At 57.1% G+C, this 16754-nt stretch carries 15 protein-coding genes; 9 read left to right on the top strand and 6 right to left on the bottom strand.

Annotated features, from left to right (window positions below):
- Positions 1-18: 18 nt before the first annotated feature.
- Positions 19-840 (bottom strand): rhomboid family intramembrane serine protease GlpG, encoded by an 822-nt coding sequence (gene glpG, locus AC0T7J_RS16070; RefSeq protein ID WP_064704138.1) that lies wholly within the window; start codon positions 838-840, stop codon positions 19-21.
- Positions 841-869: 29 nt separating this feature from the next.
- Positions 870-1196, bottom strand: a complete 327-nt coding sequence (glpE, locus tag AC0T7J_RS16065; RefSeq protein WP_010253207.1) for a thiosulfate sulfurtransferase GlpE — start codon at positions 1194-1196, stop codon at positions 870-872.
- Positions 1197-1423: 227 nt separating this feature from the next.
- On the opposite strand from glpE, the gene glpD reads away from it, so the two are divergent.
- From glpD to mdcH, 9 genes are all read left to right on the top strand, one after another.
- Positions 1424-2929, top strand: coding sequence for a glycerol-3-phosphate dehydrogenase (glpD, locus tag AC0T7J_RS16060; RefSeq protein WP_473795323.1), 1506 nt, complete (start codon positions 1424-1426; stop codon positions 2927-2929).
- 376 nt (positions 2930-3305) lie between these two features.
- Positions 3306-4961: a malonate decarboxylase subunit alpha gene (mdcA, locus tag AC0T7J_RS16055; protein ID WP_473795322.1), complete on the top strand. Its 1656-nt coding sequence runs from the start codon at positions 3306-3308 to the stop codon at positions 4959-4961.
- Positions 4961-5821, top strand: coding sequence for a triphosphoribosyl-dephospho-CoA synthase (locus AC0T7J_RS16050; RefSeq protein ID WP_473795321.1), 861 nt, complete (start codon positions 4961-4963; stop codon positions 5819-5821). Before mdcA ends, AC0T7J_RS16050 begins: the two co-directional genes overlap by 1 nt.
- 8 nt (positions 5822-5829) lie before the next feature.
- Positions 5830-6129, top strand: coding sequence for a malonate decarboxylase acyl carrier protein (gene mdcC / locus AC0T7J_RS16045; RefSeq protein WP_010253220.1), 300 nt, complete (start codon positions 5830-5832; stop codon positions 6127-6129).
- Positions 6122-6955 carry a biotin-independent malonate decarboxylase subunit beta gene (locus AC0T7J_RS16040; protein ID WP_031592682.1) on the top strand — a complete coding sequence of 278 codons (834 nt, stop codon included), beginning with the start codon at positions 6122-6124 and terminating at the stop codon, positions 6953-6955. Before mdcC ends, AC0T7J_RS16040 begins: the two co-directional genes overlap by 8 nt.
- Positions 6955-7755 carry a biotin-independent malonate decarboxylase subunit gamma gene (gene mdcE / locus AC0T7J_RS16035; RefSeq protein ID WP_473795320.1) on the top strand — a complete coding sequence of 267 codons (801 nt, stop codon included), beginning with the start codon at positions 6955-6957 and terminating at the stop codon, positions 7753-7755. Before AC0T7J_RS16040 ends, mdcE begins: the two co-directional genes overlap by 1 nt.
- 133 nt (positions 7756-7888) lie before the next feature.
- The gene (locus tag AC0T7J_RS16030) at positions 7889-8848 is read left to right on the top strand and encodes an AEC family transporter (protein WP_010253228.1); all 960 of its coding nucleotides are present in this window, start codon (positions 7889-7891) and stop codon (positions 8846-8848) included.
- 1 nt (position 8849) lies between these two features.
- A complete protein-coding gene (locus AC0T7J_RS16025) occupies positions 8850-9470 on the top strand; it encodes a malonate decarboxylase holo-ACP synthase (RefSeq protein ID WP_473795319.1) in 621 nt (206 codons plus the stop codon).
- Positions 9467-10369 (top strand): malonate decarboxylase subunit epsilon, encoded by a 903-nt coding sequence (gene mdcH / locus AC0T7J_RS16020; RefSeq protein WP_010253234.1) that lies wholly within the window; start codon positions 9467-9469, stop codon positions 10367-10369. The genes AC0T7J_RS16025 and mdcH overlap by 4 nt, the downstream gene beginning before the upstream one ends.
- On the opposite strand, the gene AC0T7J_RS16015 is transcribed toward mdcH, so the two are convergent.
- From AC0T7J_RS16015 to glgC, 4 genes are all read right to left on the bottom strand, one after another.
- Positions 10350-11285 (bottom strand): LysR family transcriptional regulator, encoded by a 936-nt coding sequence (locus AC0T7J_RS16015; protein ID WP_473795379.1) that lies wholly within the window; start codon positions 11283-11285, stop codon positions 10350-10352. The genes mdcH and AC0T7J_RS16015 overlap by 20 nt on opposite strands.
- 210 nt (positions 11286-11495) lie before the next feature.
- Positions 11496-13943, bottom strand: a complete 2448-nt coding sequence (gene glgP, locus AC0T7J_RS16010) for a glycogen phosphorylase (RefSeq protein WP_473795318.1) — start codon at positions 13941-13943, stop codon at positions 11496-11498.
- Positions 13944-13962: 19 nt separating this feature from the next.
- A complete protein-coding gene (gene glgA, locus AC0T7J_RS16005) occupies positions 13963-15396 on the bottom strand; it encodes a glycogen synthase GlgA (RefSeq protein WP_473795317.1) in 1434 nt (477 codons plus the stop codon).
- 63 nt (positions 15397-15459) lie between these two features.
- Complete coding sequence (glgC, locus tag AC0T7J_RS16000) at positions 15460-16752, bottom strand: glucose-1-phosphate adenylyltransferase (protein WP_010253246.1); 1293 nt, start codon at positions 16750-16752, stop codon at positions 15460-15462.
- Positions 16753-16754: the final 2 nt, after the last annotated feature.

Below are 16754 nucleotides of genomic sequence, written 5' to 3'. Positions count from 1 at the left end.
TAACCCGCATAATCCTGTCTAACGACGCGTGACTTTACGCGTATCCACCAGTGCCATCGCCAGCCCGACAACCAGACCAGCGACATGCGCCGCGTTGGCAATAGCCAGACCAAAGACGCCGAACCAGCCAATCACCAGCCAGACCAGCGCAAAACCGATCAATCCCCGTTCAAGATAGACGCCGCTGTCGGGATCGCGCTCCCCGCGCAGCCAACAGTAACCCATCAGGGCATAGACCACGCCCGACAGACCGCCAAACCAGATGCCGCTGAACTTCGCCTGCAGCCAGCCGCTGAGCAGGGCCGAAATCAGCAGGATGACAAAGAGTTTGCCGCTGCCAAGCCGCTTCTCAACCGCGCCGCCCAGATACCACCACCACATCAGATTAAACAGAATGTGCAGCAGTGAAAAGTGCAGCAGCGCATGGCTGAACCAGCGCCAGACCTGAAGATGCTGATCGGCATCCGGCCAGGAGAGCCAGGCCATCACGGTGCGATCGCCCATAACCTGCATCAGAATAAATATCGCAATACAGAGCACCATCAGCGTCATGGTCAGCGGACCGGCACGCTCACGGATATTCGCCCAGATATTGCTGCGCTCATAGCGCAGGCCACTGTCGGTTTTTCCGCTGTGCCAGCTGGCGGCCTGATAACGCGGATGATTAGGGTCGTGCAAAAACTGCTGAAGTTCGTTTTCGACCACTGAAATCTTGCTCTCATCATCCAGCATGATGACGTAGTGATTTTCATGCTCAATACGCAGCGTGATGCCCCGCGTCGCCATGTAGTCAACAAAGGCCTGCGCCATGCGGGGCTGATTAAATTGGGTAATGCGCATCAGTAACTCTCCATGTGACGAGCAGCAATCTATTCACTGCCGAGGGCAACCTGCTGAGGAAAGGCAGCACGCCAGGCATCGAAGCCGCCATCAATGCTGTACGCCGCGCTGAAGCCCTGTCCCAGCAGATATTGTGCCGCGCTTTTGCTGCTGTTGCCGTGATAGCACATCACCAGCACCGGCAGGCTGTGATCGGCACCACTGACAAAATCGCTGAGGTTGCTGTTGGTCAGATGCAACGCGCCCGCCGCATGACCCAGGGCATAACTCTGTGGATCGCGGATATCCACCAGCAGCGCACCCTGCGCCAGACGCGCCTGCGCCTGCTGCACATCAATACATTCGAACGTTTCCATGGGATCTCTCATAACAGCATCACAATAGCGCGTAGTGTAACCCGAGAATCCACGCCGATAACCTGACAATCGTTACGGCTATCGGTTTTTTTGGTGGGCAGAATGTTAGCTATATCACGCAAAAATGTTTTTACCGGGTTAAAAGCTGGCATCAATGTTGGTTTACGATTATCATTATGCTCGAAAACGAACATTAATGAACTATTCCGAACATCGGAGGAGATGACGTGGAAACCAAAGACCTGATCGTGATCGGCGGCGGCATCAACGGTGCCGGCATTGCAGCAGACGCTGCAGGACGCGGACTGTCGGTGTTAATGCTGGAGGCGCGGGATCTGGCTTGCGCGACCTCCTCTGCCAGTTCAAAACTGATTCACGGCGGCCTGCGCTACCTTGAACATTACGAATTCCGTCTGGTCAGTGAAGCACTGGCCGAGCGCGAAGTACTGCTGAAAATGGCACCGCATCTGGCGTTCCCGATGCGCTTCCGTCTGCCGCACCGTCCGCATTTGCGTCCGGCATGGATGATCCGTACCGGCCTGTTTATGTATGACCATCTCGGCAAGCGTACCAGTCTGCCAGGCAGCAAAAGTTTGCGATTTGGCGCGGATTCGGCCCTGAAGCCGGAAATTACGCGCGGATTCGAATATTCTGACTGCTGGGTCGACGATGCCCGCATGGTGGTACTGAATGCGCAGGAAGTGGTGAAGCGTGGCGGCGAAGTACGTACCCGCACCCGCGTGACCCGTGCCTGGCGTGAAGGTGGCCTGTGGATGGTCGAAGCAGAAGATGTCGACAGCGGTAAAACCTTTACCTGGCAGGCAAAAGGCCTGGTCAATGCTGCCGGCCCGTGGGTCAAACAGTTGTTCGACGACAGTCTGAAGCTGAAATCGCCTTACGGTATTCGCCTGATCAAGGGCAGCCACATCGTGGTGCCGCGCGTCCATACCGAAAAGCAGGCTTACATCCTGCAGAACGAAGATAACCGCATCGTGTTTGTCATCCCGTGGATGGATGAGTTCTCTATCATCGGTACCACCGACGTGGAGTACAAAGGCGATCCGAAAAGCGTCAATATTGATGACAGCGAGACCGACTACCTGCTGAAAGTATTCAACGGACACTTTAAAAAGCAGCTGACCGCTGACGATATCGTCTGGTCCTATTCCGGTGTCCGTCCGCTGTGTGATGATGAATCCGATTCGCCGCAGGCGATCACGCGTGATTACACCCTGGATGTACGCGACGATAATGGTCAGGCTCCGCTGCTGTCGGTGTTTGGCGGCAAGCTGACCACCTACCGTAAGCTGGCAGAACATGCGCTGGAGAAACTGGCGAAGTACTACCCGAACGCCGGCCCGGCATGGACGAAGAACTGCGTGTTGCCAGGCGGAAATATCTCCGGTACCCGTGAAGATTACGCGGCCAGCCTGCGTCGTCGCTATCCGTTCATCAGTGAGAATATGGCGCGCCACTTCTCGCGCACCTACGGCAGCAGCACTGAAACCCTGCTGGCTGGCGCGAAAAGCCTGGACGATCTGGGTGAGAACTTCGGTCACGAGTTTTACGAAGCAGAGTTACGCTACCTGGTGCAGCATGAGTGGGTTCGTGAACTGGATGATGCTATCTGGCGTCGTACCAAACAGGGCATGTGGCTGACCAAAGAGCAGCAGGCGCGAGTCACCGAGTGGCTGGCAGCGAAAGCCAAACCCGCCCTGTCGCTGGCATCATAAACTGTCCTAAGTAAAGCATCAGAAAGCAGGCTTCGGCCTGCTTTTTTTATGTCTGCGATAGCGGGTCGCTGCATCCGGGCGCTGATCCGACAGGCTGCTCCTTTCAGCGTGTAGCAGAGTTTATTTTTGTAGGACGTACTTTTTATTAAAAATGCCAGGCGCACACCATTCTTTATACAGAAATCCGTTTATGCGATCACATTTTTGGTCAGCGCCTAAACTCAACTCTTTCTGCTTCGCATATCAAAACGTTCACATCCCATTGTTACTGTAAATATAACGTTCAGGCTTTTTGCTTAATTGAACGACGTCATCAGAAAGCACAAACTTTCCTCAGTAAAAACGAAACAACCGTTATTTTAATCAGGAGGTTGAAATGAACACAGGCCAAACGCCTGCCCGGGAATGGAACACGCGCCGCAGTGAAAAAGCGCGTCGTCTGGCATCCTTCCCTGTTGATGGCAAAGTCATTCCTACTGAAAGAGCTGTAGAAGCATTTGAAAAACTGATTGCACCGGGTGACCGGGTGGTACTGGAAGGGAATAATCAGAAGCAGGCCGATTTTTTATCGCGCACCCTGGCTGAGGTTAATCCGGCAAAAGTACACGACCTGCATATGATTATGCCGAGCGTCGGCCGCAGTGAGCATCTGGATATTTTCGAAAAAGGCATTGCCCGTAAACTCGACTTCTCTTTTTCCGGTCCGCAAAGTCTGCGTATTTCTCAGCTATTAGAAGACGGGCAGCTGGAAATAGGCGCAATCCACACCTATATCGAACTCTATTCCCGCCTCTATGTTGATCTGAGTCCAAACGTTGCGCTGATTGCCGGTTATAAAGCTGACCGCAAAGGCAACCTTTACACCGGCCCGAGTACGGAAGATACGCCTGCCCTGGTGGAAGCCGCCGCGTTCCGTGACGGTATCGTGATTGCCCAGGTGAATGAGCTGGTCGATGACGAGACCGACCTGCCCCGCGTCGATATTCCCGGCTCCTGGATCGATTACATCGTCGTAGCCGATAAACCTTTCTTCATCGAACCGCTGTTTACCCGCGATCCGCGCCTGATTAAGCAGGAACATATCCTGATGGCGATGATGGCGATTAAAGGTATTTACGCCGAACATCAGGTGCAATCACTTAACCACGGCATCGGTTTTAACACCGCCGCGATCGAACTGCTGCTGCCTACCTACGGCGAACGACTCGGCCTGAAAGGCAAAATCTGTAAGCACTGGACCCTTAACCCGCATCCGACGCTGATCCCGGCGATTGAGAGCGGCTGGGTTGAGAGCGTGCACTGCTTCGGCGGCGAGCTGGGGATGGAAGAGTACATTCGCGCCCGTCCCGATATCTTCTTCACCGGCAGCGACGGCTCTATGCGCTCGAACCGCGCCTTCTGTCAGCTGGCAGGTCAGTATGCGGTGGATATGTTTATCGGCGCCACCCTGCAGGTCGATGGCCTGGCAAACTCCTCAACCGTAACCCGCGGTCGCCTTTCCGGTTTCGGCGGTGCGCCTAATATGGGCCACGATCCGCACGGCCGACGTCATGCCACGCCTGCATGGCTCAATATGATCACCGAACCAGACCCGATGCAGCGCGGTAAAAAGCTGGTGGTTCAGATGGTGGAAACCTTCCAGGCCGGTGCCAAACCGACCTTTGTAGAAACGCTTGATGCCGTTGAAGTGGCGAAATCGACCGGTATGCCGCTGGCCCCCGTGATGATCTATGGCGATGACGTCACCCATGTGCTGACCGAAGAGGGTATTGCCTATCTCTATCGTGCGGAAAGTCTCGAAGAGCGCCGTGCGATGGTCGCTGCGGTAGCCGGCATCACCGATATCGGCCTTGGCGTCGATGCGGCACGCGTAGCGGCCCTGCGTAAAAGCGGCAAAGTGGTCTATCCGGAAGATATGGGCATTCGTCGTTCAGATGCGACCCGCTCGCTGCTCGCCGCCAGCAGCGTCTCTGACCTGGTGGAATGGTCGGGTGGTCTTTATAACCCACCGGCAAAATTCCGGAGCTGGTAATGAAACTTCTGTCGCAGACGCAAACCGAGGCGCAGGCCAGTCAACTGGCGACGATTGCGCGCGATTGTCTGACCGATGAAGCGCGGCTCAGCCCCAAGCCGGGTCTGGTCGACAGTCGGGGAAACGGCGCGCATCAGGACCTGACGCTGGCGCTGATGGAGCGTTCCGCTCACAGCCTTGTGCCGACCTTTCTGGCGCTGGCCCGTCACAGCTGGCTGCGCCCTGCTGATATTGCCCTGCGCGAAACGGTGGGTCGGCTGGGCCGTGACGGTGAACAGCAGATGATGGCGGCAACCGGCGGCGTCAACACCCATCGGGGTGCGATCTGGGCGCTGGGACTGCTGGTCAGTGCTGCAGCCATGCACGGTGGCGCGGCCAGTGCCGACCAGCTGACCCGCACCGCAGCCGCGCTGGCCAGCCTGCCCGACCGCGCCGCGCCAAAACTGTTCAGCAAAGGGTTAAAAGCGACGCACCGCTATCAGGTGCCTGGCGCACGCGAAGAGGCGCAACAGGCGTTTCCTCACGTGATGAAGCTGGCGCTGCCACAGTTGCTGACAAGTCGTGCAACGGGTGCCACTGAAAGCGAAGCCCGCCTTGATGCGCTGATGGCGATCATGACCTCGCTCAGCGATACCTGCGTGCTGTCACGGGCCGGCATGACCGGACTGAAAGCGATGCAGCAGGGAGCACGCGCCGTGCTGCTGTCTGGCGGCTGTCGCACAGCAGGCGGCCAGAAGGCGCTGGCGCAGCTCGACCACCGCATGCTGTCGCTCAACGCTTCGCCTGGCGGGGCCGCCGATTTGCTGGCCGCGACGCTGTTTATTGATCGGGTCTGTTCACCTGAACATTCTTATTTCTAGAGGCCATTATGGAACACATCACATTATCTTTACCTGCTAACCGCTCACTTAGCGGTAAAGCTCTGGCAGGGGTCGTTGGTTCCGGTGATATGGAAGTGCTGTACACCGCAACCGAAGGACAAACGCTTAGCATTGATATCACCACCTCACTGGATAACAGCGACGCCCGCTGGAAGGCGCTGTTTGACCGCCTGAATTTAACCAACGGTCTGCCTGCCGGAAAGCTGATTATTCACGATTTCGGCGCGACACCCGGCGTGGCGCGTATCCGTATTGAACAGGTTTTTGAGGAGGTGAGCCATGCGTAACGATGCCAGTTTTATTGAATTACGCGCCCGTGAGCGCGCCCGTGCACTGCTGGACGACGGCAGCTATCGCGAACTTCTGGACCCTTTCGAAGGCATCATGTCGCCGTGGCTGGCACCGCAGGGTGTGGTGCCGCAGTCAGATGATGGCATGGTGGTGGCACGCGGCACGCTGAACGGTCAGCCTGCGGTCGTTATCGCCATTGAAGGCACCTTCCAGGGTGGCAGCATGGGCGAAGTCTCCGGTGCCAAAATGGCGGCGGCGCTGGAACTGGCAGCCGAAGACAACCGCAACGGAATACCCACTCAGGCGGTGCTTTGCCTGGAAACCGGCGGCGTGCGTTTACAGGAAGCCAATCTGGGGCTGGCGGCGATTGCCGATATTCATGCCGCGATTGTCGACCTGCGTCGCTATACCCCGGTTATCGGCATTATTGCCGGTACCGTCGGCTGCTTTGGTGGGATGTCCATCGCCGCTGCGCTGTGCAGCTACCTGATTGTGACGCGTGAAGCGCGCCTGGGGCTGAACGGTCCGCAGGTGATTGAGCAGGAAGCAGGCATTGAAGAGTATGACTCGCGCGATCGCCCGTTTATCTGGAGCATGACCGGCGGTGAAATCCGCTACGCCAGCGGCCTGGTCGATGCGCTGGTCGGTGATGGCGTCAATGCGGTTAAAAGTGCGATGAATGACTGCATCGCCAAAGGCGTTCCGGCGCAGCACCGCAGCGATAAATATGCCGATTTCCTGCCCCGTCTGACGCAGTTCGACACCCGTCAGCAGGCGGACACGGCGCAGATTAAACAGCTTTTCGCCCGGGAGGATAAATAATGATCCAGACAAACAGCCGCGGTGCAACCTGGCTGGAAAAACTTGCACCTGATGCGCAGCGCCTCAGCGGCCTGTGCGCCTCTGTCCAGGTGGCGGACGGCCAGCTCAATGGCGAAAGCGTGCGCTTTATCGCCGTGGTGCCCGATGCACAAAACCACTATCCGCGTGCCGCGCAGGGCGAAGTCGGCCTGCTGGAAGGCTGGACGCTGGCGAAAGTGGTGAATGAAACGCTGGAAGAGGACAAGAACAGCGACGTGAAACGCCCGATTGTGGCGGTAATCGACGTGCCGAGTCAGGCCTATGGTCGTCGCGAAGAGGCGTTCGGTATTCATCAGGCGCTGGCCGGGGCTGCGGGTGCTTATGCAAAAGCACGCCTTACGGGCCATCCGGTGATTGGGCTGATTGTTGGAAAAGCGATGTCTGGTGCCTTCCTGGCACACGGTTATCAGGCCAACCGCCTGATTGCACTCAACGATCAGGGTGTGCTGGTGCACGCGATGGGTAAAGAGTCCGCCGCGCGTATCACACTGCGTTCTGTGGAGGCGCTGGAGAAACTAGCGGCGACCATTCCGCCGATGGCCTATGACGTCAGCAACTTCCACACGCTGGGTCTGCTCTCCGATCTGCTGAACGTAGCCAACCCTGATGCACCTTCTGACGCCGATGTTGCGATGGTTGAGATCGCCTTGCAGAAAGCCATTAGCGATGCGCGCCAGGATCCGAGCCTGAAAAACCGGCTAGGCGCATCCAATCGCCACAGCTCCTCCCTGGTCCGCGAGCGGATGCGCGCAACCTGGTAATTAAATAAAAAAATAAACCTGCCGAAACCGGTCTGACGGGGCGCATTGCTAAGTGCGCCCCGGGGCAGTGGCCGTGTTCAGAATTATAAACATCGCTGTTAACAGAAAATTCTTTCTTAAATACAGGTGATTTATGATTTATATAATTGTTCATGCCCTTGCTCCAATTTTTGTCATCATGCTGCTGGGTTTCTGGGCCGGTAAGGCCGGAATGGTCAACAACAAAGACGTCTCTCTGCTGAATATTTTCGTCATGGATTTTGCGCTGCCCGCCGCGCTGTTCAGTGCCACGGTACAAACGCCCTGGCCGGGCATCGTGGCGCAATGGCCGCTGATTGTGGTTATTACCGGCGCAATGTGGATTACCTACGGAGCTGTCTATTTCGCGGCTACAAAAGTTTTCAAAAAGTCACCGCAGGATGCGGCTGTGCTGACACTGACTGTGGCGCTGCCAAATTACGCCGCGCTGGGCCTGCCCATTCTGGCCAGCGTGCTGGGTGAAAATGGTGCCACCTCGCTCTCGGTAGCGGTCTCCATCGCCTGTGGTTCAGTGCTGCTTACACCGCTTTGCCTGCTGATTCTGGAACGTGAAAAAGCGTTTGCCGATGGCACCGAACACGGTTCAACCCTGACCATGCTGCCGATTCTGATGTGGCGTTCAGTGAAAAAACCGATCGTACTGGGACCGTTGATTGGCGTGGTGTTATCAGCGCTGGGCGTTAAAATGCCTGATCTGGTGCTGGCCGCCATCAAACCGCTGGGTCTGGCTGCCACCGCCGCTGCACTCTTCCTGACCGGTGTTATCCTGTCGGCACGCAAACTGAAACTCAACGCGGTGGTGGGCGTCGGCACGGTAACTAAACTGCTGATTCAGCCCTTTATCGCCTGGGGTCTGGTGCTGGCATTGGGTCTCAGCGGTCCGGTGGCAATTACCGCTATTCTGATGATTGCGCTCTCCGCCGGTTTCTTCGGGGTGGTGTTTGGCAACCGCTTTGGCGTGCAGTCGCCGGATGCAGAGGCTGTGCTGCTGCTCAGCTCTATTCTCTGTATTTTGTCATTACCACTGTTCATTACGCTGACATCAGGAATGTAATATGAGTGCTGTTCCGCGCCCCCACGATCTGCTCTGGCTGCGAGACGGCAACGCCTTAGCCGCCGTCAGTGAGAGCTGGGTCAGTCAGTTCTGGCATCCCGGCCTTCCGGTCGTGGTGCGGCGCGACAGGAGCGAAACCGGGCTGATACCGGTGGGTGTGCGCGGCGAGCGCCGCGAACAGCGCGCCGCCGGATGGGTCAATGCAGCGGATATTGTTCGCGTTGTCACGCCGGAGATGCTGGCAGCGCGTGCGCAGTTGCTTGCCTCGCCGTTCACCGCTTATGCGCCGGTCGGCGCGGCGATTGCTCTCAGTGAGCACGACTGGCCGTGGCGCTGGGGCATTACCGGCAGTACCGGTTACGCACTGGCAACACAGCAACCCACGCTGCATGCCGCCAGCGATCTTGATTTAGTTATTCGCGCGCCAGAGCCGCTGGCGCGCGATGCACTGCAACGCTGGCAGGCGCAAACCGATACGCTGGCCTGCCGGGTCGATACGCAGGTAGAAACGCCGTCCGGCGCGTTTGCCCTCAGCGAATGGCTGCGTGAAGGCCGCGCGCTGGTTAAAACCGTCACCGGGCCGATACTGACCGCTTCACCCTGGAGCAGGGAGCTACAATGAAAATACTCTTTACCTTTCCCGGCCAGGGCACTCAGCGTGCCGGGATGTTACAGCACCTTCCCGACGGCGACGCCCTGTTAAACAGCGTGCGTGCAGTACTGGGCGACGAAACCGACCAGCTCGACAGTGCCGATGCACTGCGCCACACGCGCGCCGTACAGCTCAGCCTGCTGATTTGCGGTGTCGCCTGGGCGCGGGAGCTGATTCGCCGTGGGGTGAAACCCGATATCGTCAGCGGTCTGTCGATTGGTGCGTTTCCTGCTGCGGTGATTTCCGGCGCGCTGGATTTCAGTGATGCTCTGCGGCTGGTGGCGCTGCGCGGCGATCTGATGGAGCAGGCTTATCCGGAGGGATATGGCCTGACCGCCATCACTGGCCTGACGCTGAGTCGTCTGGAGAAACTGCTGCCCGGCAGCAATACCTATATCGCCAACCTGAATGCGGAAACGCAGATTGTGATTGCGGGTCGTGACGAGGATATGGCGGTAGTGGCGCAGAAAGCGCTGGATGCTGGTGCCAGCAAAGCCATTAAACTTGCGGTGAGCGTGCCGTCGCACTGCGCGCTGCTGGATAAGCCCGCTGCAGAACTGGCGCGCGCGTTCGGGTCCGTCAGCCTTTCCCGTCCCCATTGCGCTTACCTCAGCGGCTCAACCGGACGCGTGATTTGGGAGCCGGAGAAGATTGCCGACGATCTTGCCTTTAATATGGCGCGTACGGTGCAGTGGAATGATGCGATGGTTTCAGCCAATCAGCGCGATGCCCGACTGGCGATTGAGATGCCGCCTGGCAATGTGCTGACCGGCCTGACGCTTCAGGCAGGCTGGCAGGGCGACGCGATTTGTCTGGAGCGCAACAGCGTTGAGGTTGCACTCCATCTGGTTAAACGGCTGAGTCAGTAAGGCTGCGGGCGTACATCCGCCCTTCTGCCGCCAGTGCCAGCAGGTCATTATCCCGTTCGCGGCGATGTGAGTAGACAATCGAAATCTGCTGACGCATCGGGTAAGGTTCAGCGAGCGTCAGCAGCTGAATATTGTTTTCATACACCTTCTTCATTCGTCCCGGAATCAGTGCCAGGCCAACGCCCGCCTGCACCAGGCTTATCATTGAGAAGATGTCATTCACCTGGGTGACGATTCGCGGTTCAAATCCGGCTATCTGAAACGCCTCCTGCGAACCGGCATAGGTGGCAAACCCTTCAGCCAGTGAGACAAAATCACGGTCGGCATAATCACGCAGATCCACCGGACCGGCTCCGTCCCGCGTCTCCCCGGCCGGTGTGGCCAGAAAGATCCTGTCTTCAAACAGCGGAATCACATCAAAATGCGCGTCGCTGAGTTCGCCGTCATCGGTGGCGATCAGAATCGCATCCAGCGCGTCATCTTCCAGCATATTCAGCAGCATTTGATTAGAACCCATGGTCAGATCAAGCTCCAGCGTGGGCCGACGCAGCTTCATGCCCATGATCAGTCGGGGAATGGTCTCCAGCGTCAGGGAGTAGAGCGTGCCAAGTCGCAGGCGGCCCCCGCCGATGCCTGCGACTTTGCGCGCCTCTTCAATGCCTTTGCCCATCAGGGAGGTCACGTCGCGACAATAATCCAGCAGCGTCCAGGCAGCAGGCAGCGGCACCAGGTTGCGGCCCTTGTGGATAAACAGCGGGCAGTCGATGCCCTCTTCCAGCGTATGCAGTGCGCGATGCACGCTGACGCTGCTCAGCTCCAGCGCTTCCGCCGTACGGGCGATATTGCCCTTGCTCATAAACATCATGAAGACGCTGAGTTTACGGAAGGTAATTTCCTGGTTGATGTTGTCACTCATTGCTGCTGTTGCCTGTAGGGTCATTTTGCTTTCCCGCATAGTAGCGATTCTCAGCCAGGGTGTAATGATCTGGCTCGCACAAGAGGCACTTACGGACGCAGAGGCGAACCTTCTGAAAGAGGTGCAGGATGGGCGGTGAGCAAAGAGTACACAGAAGAGTGCGGCCGATCCCTCGGCCGCAAAAAAGTCAGAAACCTGACTGCACGCGCCTTACAACCTTACTGGCGAGATATTCCAGATCTCATCAGCGTACTCCTGAATCGTACGGTCCGACGAGAAGTAGCCCATTCCGGCGATATTTTTAGCCGCACGGCGTTGCCACTCATCCGGTTTACGGTAGAGCGCATCCACCTTATCCTGGGTATCCACATAGCTGCGATAATCCGCCAGCAACTGGTAGTGATCGCCGAAGTTGACCAGTGAATCGAACAGATTGCGGTAGCGGCCCGGATCCTGCGGACTGAACAGACCGGAAGCAATCTGAGTCAGCACCTGATGCAGCTCTTCATCCCCTTCGTAATAGTCACGCGGGTTATAGCCCCCTTTACGCAGGGCTTCGACCTGCGGCGTGGTATTACCGAAAATGAAGATGTTCTCTTCACCGACGTGATCCAGCATTTCAACGTTGGCCCCATCCAGCGTACCGATGGTCAGCGCGCCATTCAGCGCAAACTTCATATTACTGGTGCCGGACGCCTCCGTCCCTGCGGTAGAGATTTGCTCAGAGAGATCGGCCGCCGGAATAATGATCTGCGCCAGGCTCACGCTGTAGTTCGGGATGAAGACCACCTTCAGTTTGTTCTTCACCTGCGGATCGTTGTTGATCACATTCGCGACATCGTTGATCAGATGAATGATGTGCTTGGCAACGTAATAAGCCGACGCCGCTTTACCGGCAAAGATATTGACGCGTGGCACCCAATCCGCCTGCGGATCGGCCTTGATACGGTTGTATCGGGTGATCACATGCAGCACGTTGAGCAACTGGCGTTTGTACTCGTGAATACGCTTGATCTGCACATCAAACAGCGCGTTCGGGTCGAGCACCACGTCCAGATTCTTCGCCACCCAGTCGGCCAGCCGACGCTTGTTCTGATACTTGGCGTCCGCCACTTTTTCAATAAACGCCGGATAGTCGATCTGCGCCTTCAGCTCGCCCAGCTGGCTGAGATCGGTGCGCCAGTTGCGGCCAATCTCCTCATCCAGCACCTCTGATAGCGCCGGGTTCGCCAGCGCCAGCCAGCGACGTGGGGTGACGCCATTGGTTTTGTTACAGAAGCGGCCAGGGAACAGACGGGAGAAATCAGCAAACAGCGACTGTACCATCAGGTTGGAGTGCAGCTCCGAAACGCCGTTTACTTTGTGGCTGACCACCACCGCCAGCCAGCCCATGCGTATCCGGCGGCCATCGTTTTCGTCGATGATCGAAATGCGCGACAGCAGATCCAGGTCATCGGGATAGTGATCCTGAATGGTCTTAAGGAAGAAGTCGTTAATTTCAAAAATAATGCTGAGATGACGCGGCAGGATCTTGCCGATCATATCGACCGGCCAGGTTTCCAGCGCTTCGGTCATCAGCGTATGGTTGGTGTAGGAGAAGACCTGACAGCAGACGTCAAAAGCGTTGTCCCAGCTGAATTTATGATCGTCAATCAGCAGGCGCATCAGTTCGGGGATCGCCAGTACCGGATGGGTATCATTCAGGTGAATAGCGATTTTATCCGCCAGGTTGTCCCAGGTCTGATGCATCCGCCAGTGACGGTTCAGAATGTCCTGCACCGTCGCGGAGACCAGGAAATATTCCTGACGCAGTCGCAGTTCGCGGCCTGAGTAGGTCGAGTCATCCGGATAGAGCACGCGCGACACGTTCTCAGAGTGGTTTTTATCTTCCACCGCCGCAAAGTAGTCGCCCTGGTTGAACTTGCCGAGGTTAATTTCGTTGCTGGCCTGCGCGCCCCAGAGTCGTAAGGTGTTGGTGGCGTCGGTGTCAAAACCCGGAATGATCTGGTCATAGGCCATCGCCAGGATCTCTTCGGTTTCCAGCCAGCGCACTTTCGCGCCTTCGTGCTGGACGCGGCCACCAAAGCGCACTTTGTAACGGGTATTGAAACGCTGGAATTCCCACGGATTACCATATTCAAGCCAGTAATCCGGCGACTCTTTCTGCTCACCTTCCACAATGTTCTGTTTGAACATGCCGTAATCATACCGGATGCCATAGCCACGGCCCGGCATGCCCAGCGTTGCCAGCGAGTCGAGGAAACAGGCCGCCAGGCGACCCAGACCGCCGTTCCCCAGCCCCGGATCGTTCTCCTCTTCCATCAGCTCGGCCAGATCCAGACCCATCTCATCCAGCGCCTGGTTGAGATCGTCATAAATCCCCATCGCCAGCAGCGCATTGCCCAGCGTGCGGCCCATCAGAAACTCCATCGACAGGTAATAGACCTGCCGGACATCCTGCGACAGCTGAGCACGGCTGGAACGCAGCCAGCGTTCCACCATCCGGTCGCGCACCGCCAGCAGCGAGGCGTTAAGCCACTCATGCTTATTGGCGATAGAGGGATCTTTGCCAATGGTAAACATCAATTTATAGGCAATCGAATGCTTTAAGGCATCAACCGTCAACGTTGGTGAGGCGTAAGTGAAAGGTGCATTCATATCCAGTTTTCCCAATCCGTTACATCAAACGTTGGTAGAGATCACGGTAGGCTTGTGCTGCCACCTGCCAGCTAAAGTCCATCGCCATTGCCTGGCGCTGAACATAGCGCCAGAGCGAAGGACGGGACCACAACACAAACGCGCGCCGGATGGCCCGAAGCAGTGACCAGGCGTTGGCATCTTCAAAACTGAATCCACTGGCGATGCCGTCGGCCAGATTCTCCAGTGAGCTGTCATTCACCGTATCGGCCAGCCCGCCGGTGCGGCGCACTAATGGCAACGTACCATACTTCAGGCCATAAAGTTGTGTCAGACCGCAGGGCTCAAAGCGACTCGGCACCACAATCACGTCCGCGCCGCCGACAATGCGGTGTGAGAACGCTTCGTGATAGCCAATCTGCACGCCAACACTGCCCGGATGCTCTGCCGCTGCCGCCAGGAATCCCTGCTGCAGTTCCGCATCGCCCTGGCCCAGCAGCACCAGCTGACCGCCCTGCGCCAGCAAGCCGGGCAGCGCCTCCAGCACCAGGTCCAGCCCTTTCTGTTTGGTCAGACGGCTGATCACACAGAACACCGGCGCTTTATCATCCACCTTCAGCCCCATCGCCACCTGCAGCTGACGTTTGTTCTCCGCTTTCGCTTCCAGCGTGTCGCGGTTATAACGCGCGCTGAGCAGCAAATCGTGCGCCGGATCCCAGATAGAAGGATCAACGCCGTTGAGAATCCCGCTGAGACGGCCTTCCAGCATCCGCTGCGCCAGCAGCGTTTCCATGCCGTAAGCATATTCAGCCGAGGTAATTTCATGGGCGTAAGTCGGACTGACCGCCGTGATATGGTCGGCGTAAAAGAGTCCCGCTTTCAGGAAGGAGATCTGACCGAAGAACTCCAGCCCATGCATGTTAAAGAACGACCATGGCAGGCCAATCTCTTCCATATGGTGCGCTGAGAACAGCCCCTGATACGCCAGATTGTGCACGGTGAAGACTGATTTAGCCGGACGGCCACGCGCTTCCAGGTAGGCGCAGGTCAGGCCTGCGTGCCAGTCATGGGCATGCACGATATCGGGACGCCACATGGCGTCCATACCGCACGCCAGTTCGCAGCCAACCCAGCCCAGCAGCGCAAAGCGCAGATAGTTGTCGACATACGCAAACTGCGATTCGTCATGGTAGGGGCTACCCGGACGATCGTAGAGGCCGGGAGCATCAATTAAGTAGATGCCCACGCCGTTAAATTCACCAAATAGCAGACGTACATGACCGGCAAATGTCTCTCGCTCTGTCACGACCTGGAGATCAGGTATACCTTTGCGCAATGCGGGAAAAGCGGGCAGTAGTACCCGCGTATCCGTGCCGCCCGCTATTTGTGCCTGAGGTAATGCCCCGACGACATCAGCCAGTCCGCCCGTTTTTAGCAGCGGGAAAAGTTCCGAACAGACATGTAAAACCTGCATCCTCGACCTCATTAAGTTATCCGGCACGCTCCGCGTGCCGATTGCGTAAGTTTCGCTTATCGCTTACAGCCCCGCTTTGGCCAGTCTGGCCAGCATGGCGCGGGTTACCAGTACGATGCCTTCATCCGAACGGTGAAACCGGCGACTGTCTTCATCCGGGTTTTCGCCAATAACCATGCCTTCGGGTAACTCGCAGGCGCGATCAATGACGCAGCGACGCAGACGACACGATCGACCCACTACCACATCAGGCAGCAGTACAGTTGAATCAATATTGCAAAAAGAGTTAACGCGTACCCGCGGGAACAGCACCGAATTGACCACCACCGACCCGGAGATGATGCAGCCGCCCGAGACCAGCGAGTTCATGGTCATCCCGTGACTGCCGGAACGATCCTGAACAAATTTGGCCGGCGGCAGCGGCTCCATATGGGTACGAATCGGCCAGGTGACGTCATACATATCGAGTTCAGGCATTACCGACGCCAGATCGAGATTGGCGCGCCAGTAGGCTTCCAGCGTCCCGACATCGCGCCAGTAAGGCGGCGCATTGTCGTCGTTTTGTACGCAGGAGAGCGCAAAGGAGTGCGCATAGCCTTCGCCGCTTGCCACGATTTTCGGCAGGATATCTTTGCCGAAGTCATGGTTAGAGCCTGGCGTCTGCAGATCCTCTTCCAGCAGTTCATAGAGATAGTCTGCATTGAAAACGTAGATCCCCATGCTGGCGAGCGCCTGGGTATCATCACCCGGCATGGTGGGCGGTTTCGCGGGTTTCTCCACGAAGTCGATCACCATGTTCTCTTCGTCCACCGCCATCACCCCAAACGCCGTGGCTTCATGCACCGGCACCGGTAAACAGGCGATGGTACATTTCGCCTCGTTGACCACGTGATCCAGCAGCATGCGTGAATAATCCATCTTATAAATGTGGTCCCCGGCAAGGATCACGATGTACTGCGCCTGATAGCGGCGAATCACATCAAGGTTTTGCGTCACGGCATCGGCCGTTCCGCGATACCACTGTTCGGTCGAAAATCGCTGCTGCGCTGGCAGCAAATCGACAAACTCATTCATCTCTTCATTGAAGATCGACCAGCCACGCTGGATATGCTGAGTCAGGGTATGGGACTGATACTGAGTAATCACGCCAATCCGTCGGATACCGGAGTTGACGCAGTTGGAGAGGGCAAAGTCGATAATGCGGAACTTGCCGCCGAAATGCACCGCCGGTTTGGCACGTTTGGCCGTTAAATCGACCAGGCGCGTACCGCGTCCGCCGGCGAGGATCAGAGCAACCGTCTGTGTAGGGAGCTGGCGGGCCAGCATCAGGTGATCTGTTCTATCTAACTTAACCATGT

It is taken from the genome of Pantoea sp. E956-1, from assembly GCF_982223955.1.
Note: the sequence above shows the minus strand (reverse complement) of the source record. Positions and strands in the feature narration are given on the sequence as shown.